Genomic DNA, 21,672 nt, shown 5'->3' on the forward strand with positions numbered 1-21,672 from the left:
TCGTTGAGTGCGCTGCGCGGGTGAGTGGACTATAGGCATAAGCCCGCCGGCGGATTAATCCCTCGATTCGCACAGCAGTTGTGCCAAACGGGGATGTTTGGCGTTCACCGCTGTGCCAAGGAGCGCCGACTTAACGGCGCGCAAACGCAGGAATGTCCAGCCCCAGGCTATCGCGCAACGTCTTGCCTTCGTATTCGGTGCGGTAGACACCGCGCTCCTGCAGCAACGGAATGACCTGCCGCGTGAACCGGGCAAATTGCTCCGGGTGCCCGATGTAAATGTTGAACCCATCCACGGCCTGCGCCTGCAGCCAGTCCGCCATTTTTTGCGCAACCGTGTCGGCCGTGCCGGTGAAAGCCCCAGGTCGCAGCTGTCGGCCAAACTCCACGGCCTGGCGCAGGCTGAACCCCTGCTCGCGGGCCTGATCGGCGATGCGTTTGGCTGCCGTGAAAAAGCTGCTGCGCGCCGCCTCCAGGCTCTGCTGGGGAAACGGCGCATCGAGGTCGTACTGGCTGAAGTCATGCCAGCCGAAATTACGCCCGAACTCTTTGAGCGCAAGCTCGAAACTGTGATCGGTCTGGTGATAATGGCGCTCGATTTCACGGGCGTGCTCATCGGTGTCGCCGACATACACCTCGGCACCCGGCATGATCAACAGTTGCTCCGGATCGCGGCCTGCGGCCACTGCCCTGCCCTTTATATCCCGATAAAACGCCTGGCCCTGCTCGATGCTGGCCGCATGGGTGAAGATCACATCGGCGGTCGCGGCGCCCAGGTCGCGGCCTTGCTCGGAATCCCCGGCCTGGAAGATCACCGGCTGCCCTTGGGGTGAGCGCTGGATATTCAGCGGGCCGGCCACCGAAAAGTGCTCGCCCTGGTGATTCAGCTGATGGAGTTTGCTCGGGTCGAGAAACTGCCCGGTGGCGCGGTCGCGCACAAACGCGTCGTCCTCGTACGAGTTCCACAGCCCCTGCACCACCTGCACATGTTCGGCGGCGCGGCCGTAGCGCGTGGTGTAGTCATAATGCTCGTCAAGGCTGTAATTGCTGGCAGTGCCGGCATCACCGCTGGTTACCACGTTCCAGCCGGCACGGCCTTTGCTGATCAAATCCAGGGACGCCAGGCGCCGCGCAACGTTATACGGCGCGTTGTAGGACGTGGTCAGCGTACCCACCAGGCCGATATGCCGCGTACTCACGGCCAGTGCCGATAACAGCGTCAGTGGTTCCAGGCGATTGAGGTAATGAGAAGGCGAGCCTGGGGTGATGAATTGGCTGTCGACGATAAAGATCAGGTCGAACAACGCCGCCTCGGCCTGGCGTGCGATGTCGATGTACCAGTCGATGTTAACGCTGGCGTCGGCCGGCAACTGCGGATCGAGCCACAGGTTATGGCGGCCCGGACCACCGCAACCCATGGTCAAGGCGCCCAGTTTGAGCTGTCGTTTGGTCATGTCGGATCGATTCCTTGGCGTGTTCAGGGCTGGGTTTGCGCGACGGCGGGCTGCAGGGCCGCGCTGAATGACGGGTCAAACAGGCTGGCGGCCGGGTAAGACTTGACCAGCCCTTGGCTGGCGAAAAAGTCCACGGTCTTTTGCGCCTCGACAGGCGCCTGGGCGCTCAGCGGTTCGACCGTGGTGCGTGCCCTTGCAAACCAGACGCGTGCTATTTCGGCGTCGGCGCGGGTGCGTTTGGCCCACGCGTCAGCGTAGGCGTTGGTGTTGGCCGGGTTCTGGCGCGCCCAGTCGCGGGCTTTTTTCAGGCGCTGGAGGAAATCGCCGATGGGCGCACGCTTGCTGTCGATCGCCTTGGCGTTGGCGGCGACGAAGCTCTGCGCGGGAATCAAGCCCTCGGCCGTCGCGAGTACCCGAGCACCCTGGCGTTCCTGCTGGGTAACGTAGGGTTCCCAGGTGGCAATGACGTCGACCGAGCCGCCTTCCAGCGCATGGGAGGCGTCCAGTGCGCTGAGGTAGCGCAACTCCAGCGAGTCGCGGGCGACGCCGGCTTTATCCAAGGCGCTCAACAGCAGTTGCTGGCTCCAGGAGCCTTTCCAGATGGCTGCGCGTTTGCCCGCAAGGTCCGCCAGGCTGTGGATCGACGAATCCTGCCTGACCAGAATGGCCACCCCCGCCAGGTTTTGCCGACTCACCGCAATCACCTTGATCGGTGCGCCCAATGCGCCCAGGAACAACACCGGTGCGTCACCGAGCAGGCCGATGTCCAGGCTGCCGACATTGAGCGCTTCGGCCACCGGCGATCCGGCCGTGAATTGCTTCCACTCAAGGGTGTAGGGCAGATCGTCAAGCACCCCTGCCGCTTCCATCACCGCTTGGGCGTTGTAGCTTTGATCGCCCACCACCAGCGTTTGCGCGTGAGCGCTCAGGCAGAGCAATGCGGTGGCAATGCCAGTCGCCAGTTTTTTCAGGTAACACACGTTCGTCTCCAGATGCCGTGAGGCACGTCAAGTCGATCCGCGCGTGCGGTCTCGGTAAGGGTTGTAAGGGGCAACGATGAGGTTATAAGCAAGACATGTAAAATATTTATATTGCATAACGTAATTCGATAAAAATGCACATATTGCATTTTGTTGAGCCATCGCCGCGCAAGAGACATTGCCCGCGCTCAAACGTCATAAACCCCCGGCCCTCTGCGTGGTAATCTCACGCCACCACGAATAGACATTGATCGTCACTTGACGATGACCAAAGCCAGGAAAGAACATGCCCAAGATCTCTCACTCAGCGCTGCGCCGTAACTTTCGCGAACTGCTTGCCAAGCCCATCTGTGTTGAAACCGCCTCGGTATTCGACCCCATGTCTGCCCGTATCGCGGCTGACCTGGGTTTTGAGGTGGGTATCCTCGGCGGCTCCGTCGCCTCCCTGCAGGTACTGGCGGCCCCTGATTTTGCGTTGATTACCCTGAGTGAGTTCGTCGAACAGGCCACCCGTATCGGCCGCGTTGCGCAATTGCCGGTCATTGCAGACGCCGACCACGGCTACGGCAATGCGCTCAACGTGATGCGTACGGTTGAAGAGCTGGAACGCGCCGGCGTTGCGGCCTTGACCATTGAAGACACCCTGCTGCCCGCGCAATTCGGGCGTAAATCCACGGACCTGATCTCCGTCGAAGAAGGCATCGGCAAGGTCAAGGCGGCCCTCGAAGCGCGTGTCGACCCTGAACTGTCGATCATTGCCCGCACCAACGCTGGCGTGTTGCCTACCGAAGACGTCATCGCCCGCACTCAGGCGTATGAAAAGGCCGGCGCGGACGGGATCTGCATGGTCGGCGTCAAAGACTTCGACCACCTGGAAAAAATCGCCGAAAACCTCAGCGTGCCGTTGATGCTAGTGACCTACGGCAACCCGCAATTGCATGACAGCGAGCGCCTGGCGAGCCTGGGTGTGCGCATCGTGGTGGCCGGGCACGGCGCATACTTTGCGGCGATCAAAGCCACTTACGACAGCCTGCGTGCGCAACGCCAGTTGACCCACAGCACCTCGAACCTCAGCGCCACCGAGCTGACCCACACCTACACCTTGCCGGAAAGCTATGTGGCGTGGGCTGAAGAATTCATGGATGTGAAAGAGTAAATGGTGTGCCGGTGCTGGTCTTGACGATCGGCACCGGGGGCGAGCTTTTAATGGACCGGCATTATCCGACCCAACCCAACCGCGGCCTTGGGAATGACTTCCGACTCGTCCAGCTTGGACGCAAACATGCTCACCGCCTGCACCGCATCGCTGGTGCTGGTGCGGATCTGCAAAATCACCGATCCGGCCTGATCGGCCAGGTTCACGCCGCGCTGCGCTCCTTCCTGGGTGGCGTTCATGCTGCTCACCGCATCACGGGTTTCGGTCAGGATCATGCCGATCATCTCAGCGATCTCCGCAGTGGAGCGGCTGGTACGCCCCGCCAGTTGCCTGACCTCATCGGCCACCACCGCAAAGCCGCGTCCCTGATCACCGGCACGTGCCGCCTCAATGGCGGCGTTAAGCGCCAGCAGGTTGGTCTGGTCGGCAATCCCGCGAATGGTATTGACGATCGCGGTGATCTGCTCGGAACGATCGCCCAACTGCCCCACCAACCGCGCCGAAGCGCCGATATTCTCGGCAATGCGGCGCATCTCGGTGGCGGTGTCCTGAATCACCTGAGTGCCGTGTTCGGCAAAGCGCTCGGTCTCGGACGAAATATGATAAGCCCGGGACGCCCCGCGCGAGTCTTCCTCGAACTTCTCGACACGCTCGGTGATATCGCTGGCAAACTTGACGATCTTGACCAGCTTGCCGTCGCCGTCGTAGACCGGGTTGTAACTGGCCTCCAGCCACACAACCCGGCCGTGCTTGCCGAGCCGTTTGAATTGGCCGGTAAAAAACTCACCGTTGTTCAAGCGGCGCCAGAAATCGGCGTATTCACTGCTGTTGATCAGGCCCGGTTCGCAAAACAATCGGTGGTGCTTGCCTTTGAGCTCCGCCAGCGAATAGCCCATCACCTGCTGGAAGTTGGGATTGGCGTCCAGCACCTGGCCGCTCAAATCAAATTCAATGACCGCCATCGCCCGGTCCAGTGCGGCGAGTTTGCTGCGGGTGGCAGCTTCCTGTTCGACCTTGGCGGTGACGTCCAGCGCGTACTTGACCACCTTCAACACCTGCCCGCGCTCATCCATCAGTGGGTTATAGCTTGCCTCCAGCCAAATGGTCGCGCCGCTGCTGTGCATGCGTTTGAACGTGCCGGAGACAAACTTGCCGGCGCGCAGGTCGCTCCATAACTGAGCGTAGGCCGGGCTGCCGGTGAGGGATGGGGAGCAAAAGTCGCGATGGGACTTGCCGGCCAATTGGTCACGGCTGTAGCCCAAGGTATTCAGAAAATTATCGTTCGCACGCAACACCTTGCCGTTGAGGTCGAACTCGACGACGGCCATGGAGCGTTCGAGAGCAGCAATCAGTCCTTTGTACTCATTGACTTCGGCCGTCCTGGCCGCCAGTTCTTGTTTGAGTTTAGCGTTGAACATGATGTCGCCCTCAGCGTGTAGAGAATCAGTCTCTAGCTCGCTATCGGCGCGGCCTTGAGCGACTTTACCTGGCGCAGGATTTTCTTTTTTGACGTCAAAAAAACTACTGACAGCCACCGTGACCCGCAGGTCCTCAGTGGTTAGACTGCCGGGCAACGTTTACGCCAACGCGAGAGGTTTTTTCATGGCAAACCACGATCTACAGTTCACCCCCGACCCGGATGCAGATTCGATCTCCTCCGACGTGATCGGCTTCAACGGCATCCTGGTCTCCACCCAGATTCCAACCCATGCCGACGGCAGCCTGGAACTGGGCGATATCACGCTGCAAAGCGAATGCACCCTGCAAGCGCTCAAAGTCGCGCTGGAAAAAGCCGGCAGTTCCATGGACCGCGTGATGCACCTGACCATCTACCTCACCGACATGGCCGACCGCGCCGCGTTCAACGAAGTCTACAAGCGCTTTTTCGCCAAGCCATGGCCAGTACGGGCGGCAGTGGGCGTTGCCGCGTTGGCGGTGGAAGGCATGCGTGTTGAAGTGACGGCGATGGCAGCCAAGGCCTGACTCGGTCAAAAAGAGTGGGAGGGGGCTTGCTCCCGATGACGGAGTGTCAGTCAGCGCATATGTGACTGACCCACCGCCATCGGGGGCAAGCCCCCTCCCACATTTGATCGCTGTGTGTCAGGGACTATGGCTTCCAGGCATCTGGGTTCATCAGGTTTTCTTCCTGTGGCAAAGCAGCATTGAAGTGACGGCGATGGTTGAAAGGCCTGACTCGGTCAAAAATGTGGGAGGGGGCTTGCTCCCGATGAGGCAGTGTCAGTCAGCGCATATGTGACTGACCCACCGCCATCGAGGGCAAGCCCCCTCCCACATTGAGATGCCGGTCGGCCATTTCACAGCTACAATGCGCGCCTCGACCGTGACAAGCCTGACTAAAAAACTATGTCCTTGCCCAAGCACCACCTGGAATTGCTCAGCCCTGCCCGCGATGTGGCTATCGCACGCGAGGCGATCTTGCATGGCGCCGATGCCATTTATATCGGCGGGCCGAGCTTCGGCGCCCGTCATAATGCGTGTAACGAGGTGAGCGATATCGCTCAGCTGGTGGAATTCGCCCGGCGTTACCACGCTCGCGTCTTCACCACCATCAACACCATTTTGCATGACAACGAGCTGGAGCCGGCGCGCAAGCTGATCCACCAGCTCTACGACGCCGGTGTCGATGCGTTGATCGTGCAAGACCTGGGCGTGATGGAGCTGGATATTCCGCCCATCGAGCTGCACGCCAGCACCCAGACCGATATTCGTACCCTGGGCCGGGCCAAGTTTCTCGACCAGGCCGGCTTCTCCCAGTTGGTACTGGCCCGCGAGCTGAACCTGCAAGAGATCCGCGCCATCGCCGACGAGACCGATGCCGCCATCGAGTTCTTCATCCACGGCGCCTTGTGCGTGGCGTTCTCCGGGCAGTGCAATATCTCTCACGCGCAGAACGGCCGCAGCGCCAACCGTGGCGATTGCTCCCAGGCATGCCGTTTGCCGTACACCTTGAAAGATGACCAGGGCCGCGTCGTGGCCTTTGAAAAGCACCTGCTGTCGATGAAAGACAACAACCAGAGCGCCAATATTCGCGCGCTGGTCGAAGCCGGCGTGCGTTCGTTCAAGATCGAAGGCCGCTACAAGGACATGGGCTATGTGAAGAACATCACCGCCTATTACCGCCAGCGCCTGGATGACGTGCTTGAAGACCGTCCGGACCTGGCTCGCGCCTCCAGCGGGCGTACCGCGCACTTCTTCCTGCCCGACCCGGAAAAAACCTTCCACCGTGGCAGCACTGACTATTTCGTCACCGACCGCAAGGTCGACATCGGCGCCTTCGACACCCCGACCTTCACCGGCCTGCCGGTCGGCGTGGTGGAAAAAGCCGGCAAGCGCGACTTGCAGGTGGTCACCCATGAGCCGCTGTCTAACGGCGACGGCCTGAATGTGCTGGTCAAGCGTGAAGTGGTGGGTTTTCGCGCCAACATCGCCGAGCCCAAGGGCGAATTCGAGGAAGACGGCGAGAAGCGCTACCGCTACCGCGTCGAACCCAACGAGATGCCGGCCGGCCTGCACCAGCTGCGCCCGAATCATCCGCTGAACCGCAACCTGGACCACAACTGGCAACAGGCGCTGCTCAAGACCTCATCCGAGCGTCGTATCGGCCTGACCTGGGCGGCTCGTCTGCGCGAAGAACAGCTGGAAGTCACCGCCACCAGCGAAGAAGGCATCAGCGCCAGCGTCACCCTGCCCGGCCCATTCGGCGTGGCCAACAAACCGGAGCAGGCGCTGGATACCTTGCGCGACCTGCTTGGCCAACTGGGCACCACCGAATACCATGCGACCGACATCCAACTGGATGCGCCGCAAGCGTTCTTCATCCCCAACTCGCAGCTCAAGGCATTGCGCCGTGAGGTGATCGAGGCGCTGACCGCTGCCCGTGTGGCCGCGCACCCACGCGGTGGACGCAAAGCCGAAACCACCCCGCCGCCGGTGTACCCGGACGCGCACCTGTCGTTCCTGGCCAACGTCTACAACCAGAAGGCCCGCGACTTCTACCACCGTCACGGGGTGAAGCTGATCGATGCAGCCTTCGAGGCTCACGAAGAAACTGGCGAAGTGCCGGTGATGATCACCAAGCACTGCCTGCGTTTCTCGTTCAACCTATGCCCTAAACAGGCCAAGGGTGTGACGGGCGTGAAGACCAAGGTGGCACCGATGCAGTTGATCCACGGCGATGAAGTCCTCACGCTGAAGTTCGACTGCAAGCCGTGCGAGATGCACGTGGTGGGCAAGATCAAGGGGCACATCCTGGGCTTGCCGCAGCCCGGCAGCGCGGTGGAGCATTTCAATCCGGAAAACATCATTTTCCAAGGCACACACTGACCCTCTGTAGGAGCGAGCTCGCTCGCGAAAAACCTGAGAACGCCGCGTATCAACCCGATGAGCTGCGTTATCGTTAGCGTTCTTCGCAAGCAAGCTCGCTCCTACCGAGGTTACGGGGCCACCACCAGCCCCGCTGCAACCCTGCCGCCGCCAGCAAAATCGCCGCCACACCCAACCATTGCAGCCAGCCAAGGCGATGCCCGAAGGCGATCCAGTCGACGAAAATCGCCGCAATCGGGTAGATGAACGACAAAGCGCCGGTCATCGCGGTCGGCAGTTTCTGAATCGCGCCGTACAACAGCACGTACATCAACCCCGTGTGCACCAGACCAAGGGTCGCCAGTGCCGCCCAGGCGTCGGTCGATACGGGCAAGCGGTCCCAGGGCACCAGCGGCGCCAGCAACACCGCGCCGGTAGCTACCTGGATCAAGGCCATCAAATGCGGCGGCACCGCCTTGAGCTGCTTGATGATCAACGCCGCAATCGCGTAGAGAAACGCCGCACCCAGGGCCAGTGCGATGCCGGTCAAATAGTCCTCGCCAGCCGGTTGTTCACCATGGGCCGTGACAATCGCCAACATGCCGAGGAACGCCACGCTCAGCCAGGTGATTTTCTGCAGGGTGATTTTCTCACCGAGAAACACCGCCGCCAGCATCACCAACAGGAACGGCTGTACGTTATAGACTGCCGTACTGATGGCAATCGACGCGCGCGAGTAGGATTCGAACAGCAGCAGCCAGTTGCCGACAATGGCCACACCGCTGAGGACCGCCAGCCCAAACTTGGCCCGGTTGAGCAGGTCCAGCCGCAGGTAGCCGAGCCATGCGCACACCAGCAGCAGCGCCAGCGCCCCGATTACACAGCGCCAGAACACCACTTCGATCACCGACACGCCCGACACCAACACAAACCAGCCGATAGTGCCGGAGATCAGCATGGCGGCGATCATTTCCCAGGTGCCGCGACGGATAGCTGTATCCATGATTGATGCTCCTCAAGTGAGGCTCAATTATGGCAATCTGCGAGGCAGCCGCTCCAGCGACTAAAAAAGGTTAAACCGTCGATTCACCTTTACTTATTAGGCGAACCCCATGATTGACACCATCGACCAGCAACTGATCGCCGCCTTGATGGACGACTCGCGCCTGTCCCTCAAGGCCCTGGCGGGCATTACCGGGCTGTCTTCGCCCAGCGTCGGCGAACGCTTGCGCCGCCTGGAAGAACGCGGCGTGCTGACTCATTACACCGTCGACATCGAACCCAAACACTTTGGCTACCTGCTGCAAGCCATCGTGCGCATCCGCCCCCTGCCCGGCAAGTTGCAGGAAGTGGAACGCCAGATCCAGGCGATCCCCGAATTCACCGAATGCGACAAAGTTACCGGCGAAGACTGCTTCATCGCCCGGCTGCATGTGCGCACCATGGACCAACTGGACAGCCTGCTGGACCGGATCAACGGGTATGCCGAAACCAACACCGCGATCGTCAAGAAAACCCCGGTGAAACGGCGCTTGCCGCCCCTGACCGACTGAAAGTGCACTACACAAACATGTGGGAGGGGGCTTGCTCCCGATAGCGGAGTGTCAATCAGCACATCGGAGACTGACACACTGCTATCGGGAGCAAGCCCCCTCCCACATTAGATCGGCTCCAGCCGTCGATTTAATCCTGGAGCGCTTTCGCCGCTGCAAGCAGCCCCTGGAATTTGCCATAGCGCGCCGCCAAAACCGACTGCACTCCCCCGTCAGGTACATACCGCGCCTTCACCGGCATACCCGCCGCCAGCAAATCCGCGCCCTCCCCGATGGCCATGAAGCCCAACTTTGCCGCACCGATGCATGCGCTCAGTTCGCTGCCCTGCAAGGTAAAAATCTCGCGCTGCAGAATATTGGCCAGCAACTGCGCCCAATACTCGCTGCGTGCCCCGCCCCCCACCAGTGCGAAGGCGCTGACCTGGGCCCCGCTCGACTGCACCGCGCGCCAGGCGTCGAGCAGGCCAAAACCCACGCCTTCCATTACTGCGTAACCGAGCATCGCCGGCGTGCAGTCATGGCCCAGGTTCATGAAGCCGCCACGCAGCATCGGGTCGTTATGGGGCGTGCGCTCACCCGCCAGGTACGGCAGAAACAACGGCGCCGACAGCGGCACCGCTTGCTCGACGGGCCATTGCGCCTGTACTTCATCTAAGAGGGTTTGCTCATCCGGCATCCCGGTCAGGCGCGTCACCCAGCGCAGGCAACTGGCACCGGCCAGCATGGCGCCCATGGTGTACCAGCGCTCGGGCAGCGCATGGCAGAAGCTGTGCACCGCACTGGCCGGGTTGCCGGCGGCGTGGGCGGTAATCGCAACAATCGCCGCGCTGGTGCCCAGGGTGATGAAACCGTCACCGGCATTGACGGCACCGATCCCGACCGCCGCCACCGGGTTATCGCCGCCGCCACCGGCAATCACCACCTGCGGCGACAAGCCCAAGCCAGCGGCCGTGACGCACGCACTCGCGGCACCGCCCTCCACCAGCCGGGGCATTTGCGCAGGCGTGAGGCCGGTGGCGCGCAGCATCGGGGTAAACCACTCACGCCGCGCCACATCCAGCCACAGGGTGCCCGCGGCATCGGACATCTCGCTGATGCGCTCCCCGCTCAGGCACAAGCGCAGGTAATCCTTGGGCGACAGCACGCAGTCAATGGCCTTGAACACCTCGGGCTCGTGTTGCTGCAGCCAGAGCAATTTCGGCGCGGTCAACCCGGCCATCGGCAAGCTGCCGGTGACCTCGGCATAGTCGGCGCCCAGTTGCTCTGCCTGCGCAACCGCACGGGAGTCGTCCCACAGGATGGCCGGATACAGCACGCGATTGTCGGCACCCAGCAAGACCGCGCCATGCATCTGCCCCGACAGGCCGATACAGGCCACACGGGCAAACGCCGCGTGCTCGCGCAGCTGGTCCAGTGCCTGCAAACAGGCCTGCCACCAGTCTTCGGGTGCCTGTTCGGACCAGCCGCCATGGCGTCGCGACACGCTCAAGCGCACGCCCGCGTGGGCCAGCACCGTGCCGTCGAGGTCCATGAGGATGGCTTTGAGTTCGGAGGTACCAAGGTCAATACCGAGGGAAACAGGATGGTTCATACGTGGGTTGGTCCAATCAGTCACAGCCACAGGAATGACGCACGTGCAGGCGTGGCGCCAGGCGTACGCTGTGCTTGGGTGCAGTGGGGCTCGCCATGCGTTGCAGCAGCAATTCGACAGCGCGGGCGCCGAGCTGCTGGACCGGCTGGGCGATCAGGGTCAGGCGCGGCACGAAGAAATCCGCCCAGTCGAAATCATCGAAGCCCACCAGGGCCATGTGCCCCGGCACGTCGAGATGGGCGTCACGCAGGGCGTGCATGGCGCCCAGCGTCATCAGGTTATTGCCGGCCATGATGGCCGTGGGCGGCGCGGCCAGGCTTAGCAACTGCTGGGTGGCCTGGCGTGCCGGTTCGGTGTTGGAGCCGCCGTTGACCAGCAACTGCGGATCGAACGCCAGCCCCGCCGCCTCCAGCGCGGCCTTGTACCCCGCCACCCGCTCATCGGTGGTACTGAAACCGCTGCGCCCGGCGATGAAGCCGATGCGGCGGTGCCCGTGGGCAATCAGGTGCGCGATCAACGCCTGGGTGGCCTGGCTGTTCTCCACCCCGACCTGGTCGAACTGCTCGCTCATCATGCGATCCACCAGCACGGCGGGGATCTGGTTGGCGCGCAGGTACTCCAGCGCCAGCGAGCCGTTCGAGGGCGCCAGCACAATGCCGTCGACCCGCCGATGATGCAGCGCGGTGACGACCCGCAACTCTTGCTCCGGGTCGTCGTGGGTGTCGACAAACAACATCATGTAGCCGTGGCGGGCGCACTCGGTTTCAATCGCGTGCACCGTCTCGCTGAAATAATGGTTGGACAGCGCCGAAATCGCCACGCCGATGGTGCTGGTACTCGACCGTGCCAGCGAGCGGGCCAGGGTGTTGGGCGTATAGCCCAACGCCTGAATCGCCCGCTGCACCGCCTGCACCGTCGCCGGGCTGACCTTGCGCGTCCCGTTCAACACATGGGACACCGTCGACGTCGATACTCCGGCGCTGCGTGCCACGTCATCCATGGTGACCATGGCGCTATCCCCTTGGGTCAACGACTCAATGTTTGCTCGACCAGCCGCTGTAGGTGCCGACATTGTCCCGGGTGATCAGCTTGGGCGTGAGCAAGGTCACCGCTTCGGCCGGGGCTTTGTCGTTGAGCAGGTCGTTGCCTACATCCACAGCAGTCTGGGCCATGGCCCACGGGTCCTGGCTGGCGGAGGCCTGGATCTGGGTGTCGGTCTTCAGTGCGTTCTCGATATCCGGCGCGCCGTCCACCGAGGTGATGATGATGCCGCTACGCTTGAGCTGCTTGGCTGCCAAGTCGCTGCCAATGGCTTGCGGGTCGTTGATCGCGAACAGGCCGTCGATCTTCGGGAAGCGCGTGAGGTAACCCTGCATCACGTTCAAGCCGCCTTCGCGCGAGCCTTTGCCGTCCTGGTCGTCGGACAGCACCTTGATGTCGGGCGCGCCGGCCAGCGCGGTCTTGCAGCCTTTGACACGATCCGTCACGGCGGTGACCTGCGGGCCGTTCTGGATAATCACGTTGCCCTTGCCCGAGAGCTTGTCCACCAGGTACTGGCAGGCCAGCTTGCCGGCTTCGACGTTGTCGGTCTGCACCGTGGCGTTGACGCCCTTGGCGTCCACGTCCACCGCCACCACCACAATCCCGGCGTCTCGCGCCTTTTTGATTGCCGAGGCCATGGCGGAGGGGTCGACGGCGTTGATCAGGATCAGGTCGACCTTGGAGGAAATGAAGTTGTCGATCTGCGAGAACTGTTTGCTCAGGTCATAGTCCGCCGACACCGATGTCACCTTGACGTTGGGATTGAGTTCCTTGGCCCGCGCCGTGGCGCCGTCGGCCAGGGTCACGAAGTAAGGATTGCCCAAAGAGCCCATGCTGATGCCCAGGGCCTTGAGCTCGCGGGCTTGCGCGGCTTGGGACATCAGGGCAGCCAAGGCAATGACGGGAAAGATACGTTTGATGTTCATGCGGGTCTCTCTTGTGATTGTTGTAGGAGTGAACTCAGGTACGGGCGCCGGACTGGCGATAGCGATCCAGCGCCACCGCGCCGATGATCACGATGCCCTTGATGATGTACTGCCAGATATCCGATACCCCCAGCAGCACCAGGCCATTGGTGAGCACCGCAATGATCAGGGCGCCGATCAGCGTGCCGCCGATGGTGCCGACGCCGCCGGTAAAGCTGGTGCCGCCGAGGATCACCGCGGCAATCGCGTCCAGTTCATAGGACTGCCCCAGTTGCAGGCCGTTGGCGGCGAACAGGCGCGAGGCGCTCATCACCGCGCCGAGCCCGGCCAGCGCACCGGACATGGCGTAGACGAACAGCAGCACCTTCCACACCTTGATCCCCGACAGCCGCGCCGCTTCCGGGTTGCCGCCCACCGAGTAGATCTGCACGCCCATCACCGTGCGCCGCAAGATAAACCACGACATCGCCACCACGGCCACCGCGATGATCACCAGCCACGGCACGCCGAGGACTGAGTCGTTGCCGATGAAGGCAAACGGCAAGTCGGGGTTGAACACCGTCTTGTCATCGGCCAGCAATCGCGCCAGGCCGCGCATGGCGGTGAGTGCGCCGAGGGTGACGATAAACGGCGGCAGGCGCATGAATGCGATCAGCCCACCGTTGACCAGCCCGAGCAACAGGCCGAATCCGATGCCGGCGGCAATACCGAACATGCCGAACTGCGGCGACATCGAGGCCTGCAGCGCCACCACCGCCGACGCGGCCAGGATCGCCCCCACCGACAGGTCGATGCCCGCGGTGAGAATCACGAAGGTCATGCCGGCCGCCAGCACCACATTCACCGAGGCCTGCTGGGTGATGATCGACAGGTTCTGCACGGTCATGAAGTTTTCGCTGGCCAGGGCAAACCCCACCAGCAGCAACACTAGCACCGGCAACATGCCCACCGTGCGCATCAACTCGCGTACGCGCTCAGCCTTGCCCGTCGTTGTTGTTGCGATATTCAATTCAGCCATTGGCAACCACCTGATCGCCACCGGTGGCGAGGTCGATAATACGTTCCTGGGAGATGACGTGACCGGAGGCCCCGCCGACTTCAGCCACCAACTGGCCTTCGCGCATGATCAGCACGCGGTCGCACGTGCCGATGATTTCCGGCAGTTCGCTGGAAATCACCACGATGCCGACACCGGCCTGGGCCAGTTGATTGATGATGCGGTAGATCTCGGATTTGGAGCCGATGTCCACGCCACGGGTGGGCTCATCCAGAATCAGCACATGCGGCTTGACCTCCAGCAGCCGCGCCAGCAAGACCTTCTGCTGGTTGCCGCCGGACAGCGCGCCCACATTGACCTTGCCGGACGCCACGCGAATCGACAGCGACTTGATCGCATCGTTGGCGCGCTGCGCGGCATGGGCGCGGTCCAGCACCCCACCGGCGCGGGCGTCCGGCACGCAGGCGCACACGTTGATGTTGTCGGCCACGCTCATGTCCAGGAACAGGCCCTGGGCCTTGCGGTCCTCGGTGAGGTACACCACGCCGGCGCGGATCGCATCGGCCGGGGTGCGCAGTTGCGTGACGGTTTTGCCGACCACTTCCAGGGTGCCGCTGGTGCGCGGGTCGGCCGCGAAGATCAAGCGCGCCAGCTCGGTGCGCCCTGCCCCGACCAGCCCGGCAATGCCCAACACTTCGCCGGCATGCAGGTCGAAACTGCAATTGCGCACGCGCTTGCCGTCGGCCATGTCGCGCACGCGCATCACCACGTTGCCGGGGTTATAGGCGGCGTGCTCCTTCTTGTAGAAGCCGGACAGGTCGCGGCCCACCATCATTTTCACCAGCACGTCGGCCGACAGCGCATCGCGGGTCAACTCGCCGATGTATTGGCCGTCGCGCAGCACCGACACGCGGTCCGACAACTCGTAGATCTCGGCCATGCGGTGGCTGATATAGATGATCGCCAGGCCCTGGCTGCGCAGTTGCTTGATCAACGCAAACAGGCGGTCGGTCTCGCGCGATGACAATGGCGTGGTCGGCTCGTCCATCACCAGGATTCGGGCGTGGGCATGCAGGGCACGGGCGATTTCCACCAACTGGCGCTCGGCGATCGACAGGCTGCTCACCAGGGTGGCCGCGGTGAATTCAGCGCCCAGGCGTTGCAGCACTTGCAGGCAACCGGCTTGCATGCCTTTGCGGTCGATGGTCCACCCACGGCGCAATTCGCGGCCCAGGTAGATGTTCTCGGCCACGCTCAGGTTCGGGCACAGGCTCAATTCCTGGTAGATCACGGCGATGCCGAGGGCTTTGGCGGTGGCGGGGGTAAAGCTGGAGACGGGTTGGCCGTCGATGCGGATTTCGCCGCCGGGGTCGGCCTGGTAAGCGCCGGAGAGGATTTTCATCAGCGTGGATTTGCCGGCGCCGTTCTCCCCCATCAAGGCGTGGATTTCGCCGGGGTAGACCTTCAGGCCGACACTTTTGAGCACGCGCAAACCGTTGAAGGTTTTGCTGATGCCCTGCATCTCAAGCAAGGGTTCAAGGCTCATGGATGAGCTCCTGGATTTATTGTTTTTGTTGTCGAGTGCTGCCGACTCTAGTTCAGATACATTTGCTTACGCAAGCGCTTGCGTCGCCATTTATCGGCTTGATGAAACGTTTCACCTCCGACAAAACCACCAAAGCCTCGCAGCGCCAGCTTTCTAGCGTCAAATGGATGTCATCGGCAATCAAAACGCCATAATTCTGCTATTGTCTACAGAACTCATCTCCTCCTTGTCGCGCTTGCGCGATCTTTTGTGAGCATGTTCTGCGCCAGCGTGCTACGCGATGGCGGGCCTGAAGTTCCCGGAATGCCTGGCAATGGACACATCCCTACCCGACCCGCCCCAGTCACGCGCCGAAAAGATCGTCGAGTTCAAACGCCAGAAAACCCTGCTCAAGACCGGCGCGCTGCAGGATGCGATCTTCAGCAGCGCGTATTTCTCCAGCATCGCCACTGACGAGAAAGGCGTGATCCAGATCTTCAACGTCGGCGCCGAACGCATGCTCGGTTATGCCGCCGCCGATGTGCTCAATCTCATTACCCCCGCCGACATCTCCGACCCCGGTGAACTGATCACCCGCGCCGCCGCCCTGAGCCTGGAATTCGATACGCCGATCACGCCGGGCTTCGAAGCCCTGGTGTTCAAGGCGTCCCGAGGCATTGAAGACATTTACGAACTAACCTATATCCGCAAGGACGGCAGTCGCTTGTCCGCAATGGTGTCTGTGACCGCGTTGCGCAATCGCCATGACACCATCATTGGCTACCTGCTGATCGGTACCGACAACACCGCGCGCAAGCAGGAAGAAGCCGAGCGCAAGGGCTTTGAGCGCGCACTGGAAGAAAAGAACCTGGAACTGGAACACGCCAGCCGCATGAAGACCGAGTTCCTCGCCACCATGTCCCACGAACTGCGCACGCCGCTGAACGCGGTGATCGGCTTTTCCGAGGCGCTCAGGGATGGGCTGGTCGGCGACATGAGTGAGGTGCAGCGCGAATACATCGGCGACATTTTCACCAGCGGGCAGCATCTGCTGTCGTTGATCAATGACATTCTCGACCTGTCCAAGGTCGAGGCCGGGATGATGGACCTGGAGCTGGAGCCCGTAGAGCTCGACGGGCTGCTGGCCAACAGCTTGCTGATCGTGCGGGAAAAAGCCGCGTTGCAGCGTATCGAGTTGAAATTGGAATGCGCGAAGGATTTTGGCGTGCTGGCGCTGGACCTGCGCAAGACCAAGCAGATCATCTACAACCTGCTGGCCAACGCAGTGAAGTTCAGTGAACACGGTGCCCGCGTGACCCTCGCAGTGCGTGAAGTCAGCCGCGCCGAGGTCGGCCAGGTGCCGGGGGATTGGCCGACACACGGGTTCGCCCTGCCACCCAGCGCGTTCCAGTGCTTTCTGGAACTGAGCGTGAGCGACACCGGTATCGGTATCGCCGAAGACGACATGAACAAGCTGTTCAAGGCCTTCAGCCAGATCGACAGCAGCCTGGCGCGCAAGTTTGAAGGCACCGGCCTTGGGTTGGCGCTGGTCAAGCAACTGACCGACTTGCACGGCGGCAGCGTCGCCGTGGCCAGCCGCGTGGGCCTGGGCACACGCTTTGTGGTGTGGCTGCCGTTGCATCGTGCCCCGGAGGCATCATGGCCGAGATCCTGATCGTCGAAGACAACGAGGCGAACATGCGCCTGGCCAGCCTGCTGTTGGTCCACGCCGGGCATACGGTGTTGTGCGCCACGGATGCCGAAACCGGCCTGACCCTGGCCCGGGAAAAACAGCCGGCGCTGTTGCTGATGGACATCCAGCTGCCGGGCATGGACGGCCTGGCCGCCACTGCCCTGCTCAAGCAAGACCCCGTCACGGCCCATATCCCGGTGATCGCCCTGACCGCGATGGCGATGAAAGAGGACCGGGAAAAGACCCGGCTGGCCGGCTGCGACGCGTACATCATCAAGCCGCTGCGCTACAAAGAGCTATATCAGGTGATCGACAGCTTGCTGCAACAGACCATCAGCCCCCTCACATGAGTTCTCTCCATGGCCAGCCCACCCGCCACGCTGTTGATCGTTGACGACGAACCCCTGGTTCGCAAGCTGCTCGAAACCCTGCTGCAGCCCGAGGGCTACCGCATATTGAGCGCCGACAGTGGTGAAGAAGCCCTGCGCCTGGTGGCGCAACAACCACCGGACCTGATCCTGCTGGACATCATGATGCCGGGCATGGACGGTTATGAAGTGGCCAGCCACTTGAAGGCTGACGAATCCACGGCCAGCATTCCGATCATCATGCTGTCGGCCCTCAACGAACCCAGCGCTCGCGTGAGCGGGCTGCAAACCGGCGCCGAGGAGTTCCTCAGCAAGCCGGTGGAGCGCGTCGAGCTGTGGTTGCGGGTGCGCAACCTGCTGCGGCTCAAGGCCCGTGGCGACCAGTTCAAAAGTCATAGCCTGTTGCTGGAGCAGCAACTGCAGCGCCAAGCCGGTGAAGCAACCGCCCCGAGCGTGCCTGACCTGGCACGCCAGGGCATGGAAAAGGACCTGCGCCTGGCGGTGGAACGCGGGGATTTCACCCTGCACTACCAGCCCAAGCTCGAGCTGGCCGGCGGCCAGATCGCCGCGTTGGAAGCCCTGCTGCGCTGGGATCGCCCAGGTCATGGCGCGATCTCCCCGGCGGTGTTCGTGCCGCTGCTCGAAAGCCTGGGGTTGATCGTGAGCGTTGGGCGCTGGGTAATCGAGCGTGTGTGTCAGCAGATCGCCACGTGGCAAGACGGTGCCGTCGGCGCGGTGCAAGTGTCGGTCAACGTCTCGGGGCACCAACTGATCGAGGGCGACCTGATTGCCGATATCGCGCAGATCCTGGCCAGCACCGGGGTTCAGGCATGTTACCTGGAAGTCGAACTGACCGAAGGCTCACTGATGGAAGACACCCAGCACACCATCGCCAGCCTGCAGCGCCTGCGCACCCTGGGCGTAAAAATCTCCATCGATGACTTCGGCACCGGCTATTCAAGCCTGGCGTACCTGCGCCGTTTTCCCATCGACACCCTGAAAATCGACATCGCGTTTATCCGCGAAGTCACCACCAACCCCCAGGACGCGGCCATCACCCGTACCATCATCGAACTGGCCCACAGCCTGAACCTGCAGACGGTCGCCGAAGGCGTTGAAACGCCGGAGCAACTGGAATTCTTGAAGCAAGCCGGCTGCGATCAGATCCAGGGCTATCTGTTCAGTCGACCGTTGCCGGGGGCCAGTGTGGAGCGCCTGCTGCTGGAGCACCGAGCCGGGGCATGATGCGCGCAAGCGCCAAACCACATTGAACCTGTATCTGGCCGTGCCTCTCCAACCTGCATAGACCACGGCCGGACGCACGCTTAATGACGTTTATTCTATGGATGGCCGTACTGGGGGCCATTTTGCTGATCCTGGCCCTCACCTCCTCCTACCTGCGCTGGATGCCAGTGACCACCTCAGCGGTGTGCCTGTTGCTGGGCATCGCGATCGGTCCGCTAGGCGTGGACCTGTTGCACCTGGACATCAAGGGTTCAGCGCGCTGGATGGAGCACCTGACCGAAGTCGCGGTGCTGTTTTCGCTGTTCGTCAGCGGTCTGAAACTGCGCCTGCCCCTCAAGCATCGCACCTGGCGTATCGCCTTTGGCATGGCGGGACCGGTGATGTTGCTGACTATCCTGGGCACCTGCCTGGCCTTGCATTATCTGTTTGCGTTGCCGTGGGGTGCGTCATTGCTGGTGGGCGCCATGCTCGCGCCGACCGACCCGGTGCTGGCCGGGCTGGTACAGGTCAATAATGCGCAGGACGATGACCCGCTGCGGTTCGGCCTGTCCGGAGAGGCCGGCCTGAACGACGGCACCGCCTTTCCCTTCGTGATCTTTGGCCTGTTGTTTATGCAGCACGGCGGTTTCGATGGCGACTGGTTCGGCGGTTGGGTGCTGAAAAACCTGCTCTGGGCAGTGCCGGTCGGCCTGTTGATTGGCTACTGGATGGGGCGTGGCATCGGTCGCGTGACCTTGCGCCTGCGCCTGATCAATGCCGACAGCACCTTGTCACCCAACGATTACCTGACGCTGGCATTGATCGCCTTGGCGTACGTGAGTGCCGAAGCCGTCGGCGGCTATGGCTTTCTGTCGGTGTTCGCAGCGGGCCTAGGGCTGCGCCAGGCCGAGTTCAAATCCACCGGGTACGCCCGGATACCCTCCGAGCACCTGGCGCAGCCGGTAGTGGGCCACCTGGAGATCGAGCCTGAGCGGGCCTTGCACGGCGATGTCAGCCAATTGCAGGACACCCAGATCGCAGCCGGTGTGATGATGGGCGATATGCTGGCCTTCGGCAGCCTGGTGGAGCGCTCCATGGAAGTATTCCTGGTGACCGTGCTGGGTATCGTGCTGGTCAGTCATTGGGACTGGCGCGCGCTGGCGGTGGCCGCGTTGCTGTTCTGTGTGATCCGCCCGCTCAGCGTGTTCGCCATGCCTTGGGGCCGCCTGATGGACCGCCGGCAACGCAGTCTGGTCAGTTGGTTCGGCATTCGCGGGATCGGCAGCATCTATTACCTGTTCTATGCCCTCAACCACGGGCTGGTCGGCACCAGCAGCGCGGTGGCGGTGAACCTGACCCTCTCGGTGATTGCCTTGAGCGTGATGGTGCATGGCTTGAGTACCCAGCCGATGCTGGTGTGGTACGAGCGCCGCGCCGCGCAAAAAAATTGAATCCCGCGCCGCGCCGCGGTTTCAAACAGTCAATACCCATAAGCGCGAGTCATCAGATGAAAAACATAGGGCAACGATTGCTTGAGGAACGCCGGCGCCTGGGTTATTCCCAGCAGTACCTGGCCCGAGCGGGCGGCGTGAGCGCGCACGAGCAACGTCAATATGAACAGGGCGAGGACCTGCCGCGCGCCGACTATCTGGCGCAATTGGCAGCCCATGGGGTGGATGTGGTGTATGTGGTGACCGGCAAGCGCAGCACAGTGATCAACATCAGCCGCGATCAGGCGCAGACGTTGATGGACAACCGCGTGGTGGGCCAGGAGGTAACGCTGGACGGGCCGCCTGAAGAAGACCTTTACTTCAAGCTCAGCGATCCCTCCGGCCCGCCACCGGATCAGTCCTGATCTTCGGTGTGACCGACGTCCGCCGCTTCATCCAAATCGTTGAGCGGCACTTCGGCATCGTCCATCAGCGAGCCTGGGTCTTCATTGCCAGGATCGTTGAGTTCTTCATCCAATTCTTTTGACATGACCTTCTCCTCTAACCGCCTTGGGTATCGATATCGGCATCGGTTTCAGGCTTGGGCTCGAGCGGCTCAGGCTTGAAGTCTGGACTGTAGTCGTTTTCCTCGGCTACTGCGTCGCTCGCCGGCGCTGGATCCTTGGGTGCATCGGCGGCGGTGCCGGGGGCCGGCGCGTTACCGTCAGCCACCGGGTCGTTGCGGTGATGGGTCTGGGGATCGTTGTCTGTCGTCATGGCGCACCTCTTCGCAGGCCTGTGGAAAATCTGTACCACGTAAGACTAAGGCGCTGCGTTAACGCATGAAGTTCAGTCCGATTGCTCAATGCAACGGGTTGTCGACCTGGATATAGAAGGCATAGATGCCCAACACCAGCCAGAACACCATGAACAACCACGGCGCACGCATGGAAAACAGCAGCGACTTGCGATAGCCCTTGTGCGACGACTCCATCTCGGAGAATAGCGGCGACTCATCGTAGGCCATGCCCATCACCGGTTCACTGCGCAGCAGCTCGCTTTGCTTGTAGTGCCAGTGATCGATGATCTCGTAGGCGGCACGTATGCCAGGCCAGGCGTTGAGGGAGCTGAGGATGCCCAGCAAGGCGAGAAACACTGGCACCACCAGGGTGAACAACTTGCCCCACTCCGGGTTGAGGTTGCCCATACCGGAAACGAAAGCAATCACCAGGAACGACTGCGCGGTGAGGTAGGCGTCGGTACGGTTGGCCAGGATACTGGTTTCGTACTGGATCTCGCGACGATAGAAATCGAGCCGGTCCTTGGGCGAACCAAAGATCTTGGCGTTGTGCTCGCTGTGGTCGGTCAGGGCCGCTTCCGGGGTGTCGGGCGAAATGATTCTGGGCACGACG

General features: G+C 62.0%; 21 protein-coding genes and 1 pseudogene. 9 read left to right on the forward strand and 13 right to left on the reverse strand.

The window, feature by feature from the left end; genetic code table 11:
• Positions 1–130: 130 nt before the first annotated feature.
• Both QF045_RS16325 and QF045_RS16330 read right to left on the reverse strand, forming a co-directional pair.
• Positions 131–1,453 (reverse strand): LLM class flavin-dependent oxidoreductase, encoded by a 1,323-nt coding sequence (locus tag QF045_RS16325; protein WP_306493116.1) that lies wholly within the window; start codon positions 1,451–1,453, stop codon positions 131–133.
• Positions 1,454–1,476: 23 nt separating this feature from the next.
• A complete protein-coding gene (locus QF045_RS16330; RefSeq protein ID WP_306493117.1) occupies positions 1,477–2,433 on the reverse strand; it encodes an ABC transporter substrate-binding protein in 957 nt (318 codons plus the stop codon).
• A gap of 286 nt (positions 2,434–2,719) precedes the next feature.
• Here QF045_RS16330 and QF045_RS16335 point away from each other — a divergent pair, with 286 nt between their 5' ends.
• A complete protein-coding gene (locus QF045_RS16335; protein WP_306493118.1) occupies positions 2,720–3,589 on the forward strand; it encodes an oxaloacetate decarboxylase in 870 nt (289 codons plus the stop codon).
• Positions 3,590–3,636: 47 nt separating this feature from the next.
• Here QF045_RS16335 and QF045_RS27780 read toward each other — a convergent pair whose 3' ends face one another.
• A complete protein-coding gene (locus QF045_RS27780; protein ID WP_373424486.1) occupies positions 3,637–4,146 on the reverse strand; it encodes a methyl-accepting chemotaxis protein in 510 nt (169 codons plus the stop codon).
• Between the two features lie 141 nt (positions 4,147–4,287).
• Positions 4,288–5,007, reverse strand: a pseudogene (locus tag QF045_RS27785) (PAS domain-containing protein); the annotation flags it as partial.
• Positions 5,008–5,191: 184 nt separating this feature from the next.
• Here QF045_RS27785 and QF045_RS16345 point away from each other — a divergent pair.
• Together QF045_RS16345 and QF045_RS16350 are read left to right on the forward strand one after the other, a co-directional pair.
• A complete protein-coding gene (locus tag QF045_RS16345) occupies positions 5,192–5,572 on the forward strand; it encodes a RidA family protein (RefSeq protein WP_306493120.1) in 381 nt (126 codons plus the stop codon).
• Positions 5,573–5,953: 381 nt separating this feature from the next.
• On the forward strand, positions 5,954–7,933 hold the full coding sequence (locus tag QF045_RS16350; RefSeq protein ID WP_306493121.1) for a U32 family peptidase: 1,980 nt from the start codon (positions 5,954–5,956) through the stop codon (positions 7,931–7,933).
• Between the two features lie 73 nt (positions 7,934–8,006).
• Here QF045_RS16350 and QF045_RS16355 read toward each other — a convergent pair whose 3' ends face one another.
• Positions 8,007–8,915, reverse strand: coding sequence for a DMT family transporter (locus QF045_RS16355; RefSeq protein WP_306493122.1), 909 nt, complete (start codon positions 8,913–8,915; stop codon positions 8,007–8,009).
• Between the two features lie 109 nt (positions 8,916–9,024).
• On the opposite strand from QF045_RS16355, the gene QF045_RS16360 reads away from it, so the two are divergent.
• Positions 9,025–9,465: an Lrp/AsnC family transcriptional regulator gene (locus QF045_RS16360; RefSeq protein ID WP_306493123.1), complete on the forward strand. Its 441-nt coding sequence runs from the start codon at positions 9,025–9,027 to the stop codon at positions 9,463–9,465.
• A gap of 130 nt (positions 9,466–9,595) precedes the next feature.
• On the opposite strand, the gene xylB is transcribed toward QF045_RS16360, so the two are convergent.
• The 5 genes from xylB to QF045_RS16385 are packed head-to-tail and all read right to left on the reverse strand — an operon-like array spanning position 9,596 to position 15,566.
• Complete coding sequence (gene xylB / locus QF045_RS16365; protein ID WP_306493124.1) at positions 9,596–11,056, reverse strand: xylulokinase; 1,461 nt, start codon at positions 11,054–11,056, stop codon at positions 9,596–9,598.
• A gap of 16 nt (positions 11,057–11,072) precedes the next feature.
• A complete protein-coding gene (locus QF045_RS16370; RefSeq protein ID WP_306493125.1) occupies positions 11,073–12,065 on the reverse strand; it encodes a LacI family DNA-binding transcriptional regulator in 993 nt (330 codons plus the stop codon).
• Between the two features lie 25 nt (positions 12,066–12,090).
• Entirely contained in the window at positions 12,091–13,023 is a 933-nt protein-coding gene (locus QF045_RS16375; RefSeq protein ID WP_306493126.1) for an ABC transporter substrate-binding protein, read from the reverse strand.
• A gap of 34 nt (positions 13,024–13,057) precedes the next feature.
• Entirely contained in the window at positions 13,058–14,041 is a 984-nt protein-coding gene (locus QF045_RS16380) for a ribose ABC transporter permease (RefSeq protein ID WP_306493127.1), read from the reverse strand.
• A complete protein-coding gene (locus tag QF045_RS16385; protein ID WP_306493128.1) occupies positions 14,034–15,566 on the reverse strand; it encodes a sugar ABC transporter ATP-binding protein in 1,533 nt (510 codons plus the stop codon). Before QF045_RS16385 ends, QF045_RS16380 begins: the two co-directional genes overlap by 8 nt.
• A 313-nt stretch (positions 15,567–15,879) precedes the next feature.
• On the opposite strand from QF045_RS16385, the gene QF045_RS16390 reads away from it, so the two are divergent.
• The 5 genes from QF045_RS16390 to QF045_RS16410 all read left to right on the forward strand — a co-directional run bounded on the left by QF045_RS16390 (position 15,880) and on the right by QF045_RS16410 (position 20,685).
• A complete protein-coding gene (locus tag QF045_RS16390; protein WP_306493129.1) occupies positions 15,880–17,220 on the forward strand; it encodes a HAMP domain-containing sensor histidine kinase in 1,341 nt (446 codons plus the stop codon).
• The gene (locus tag QF045_RS16395; RefSeq protein ID WP_306493130.1) at positions 17,205–17,588 is read left to right on the forward strand and encodes a response regulator; all 384 of its coding nucleotides are present in this window, start codon (positions 17,205–17,207) and stop codon (positions 17,586–17,588) included. The genes QF045_RS16390 and QF045_RS16395 overlap by 16 nt, the downstream gene beginning before the upstream one ends.
• 9 nt (positions 17,589–17,597) lie before the next feature.
• Positions 17,598–18,851 (forward strand): EAL domain-containing response regulator, encoded by a 1,254-nt coding sequence (locus tag QF045_RS16400; RefSeq protein WP_306493131.1) that lies wholly within the window; start codon positions 17,598–17,600, stop codon positions 18,849–18,851.
• 83 nt (positions 18,852–18,934) lie between these two features.
• A complete protein-coding gene (locus tag QF045_RS16405) occupies positions 18,935–20,281 on the forward strand; it encodes a sodium:proton antiporter (protein WP_306493132.1) in 1,347 nt (448 codons plus the stop codon).
• Between the two features lie 56 nt (positions 20,282–20,337).
• On the forward strand, positions 20,338–20,685 hold the full coding sequence (locus QF045_RS16410; protein WP_306493133.1) for a helix-turn-helix domain-containing protein: 348 nt from the start codon (positions 20,338–20,340) through the stop codon (positions 20,683–20,685).
• Here the strand turns inward: QF045_RS16410 and QF045_RS16415 are convergent.
• The 3 genes from QF045_RS16415 to QF045_RS16425 all read right to left on the reverse strand — a co-directional run bounded on the left by QF045_RS16415 (position 20,676) and on the right by QF045_RS16425 (position 21,668).
• On the reverse strand, positions 20,676–20,810 hold the full coding sequence (locus tag QF045_RS16415; RefSeq protein ID WP_306493134.1) for a hypothetical protein: 135 nt from the start codon (positions 20,808–20,810) through the stop codon (positions 20,676–20,678). The two genes, QF045_RS16410 and QF045_RS16415, sit on opposite strands and share 10 nt — an antisense overlap.
• An 11-nt stretch (positions 20,811–20,821) precedes the next feature.
• The gene (locus tag QF045_RS16420) at positions 20,822–21,037 is read right to left on the reverse strand and encodes a hypothetical protein (RefSeq protein ID WP_306493135.1); all 216 of its coding nucleotides are present in this window, start codon (positions 21,035–21,037) and stop codon (positions 20,822–20,824) included.
• Between the two features lie 85 nt (positions 21,038–21,122).
• Positions 21,123–21,668, reverse strand: a complete 546-nt coding sequence (locus QF045_RS16425; protein WP_306493136.1) for a hypothetical protein — start codon at positions 21,666–21,668, stop codon at positions 21,123–21,125.
• Between the last annotated feature and the right edge of the window lie 4 nt (positions 21,669–21,672).

This window comes from Pseudomonas sp. W4I3 (assembly GCF_030816195.1).
Taxonomy (GTDB): domain Bacteria; phylum Pseudomonadota; class Gammaproteobacteria; order Pseudomonadales; family Pseudomonadaceae; genus Aquipseudomonas.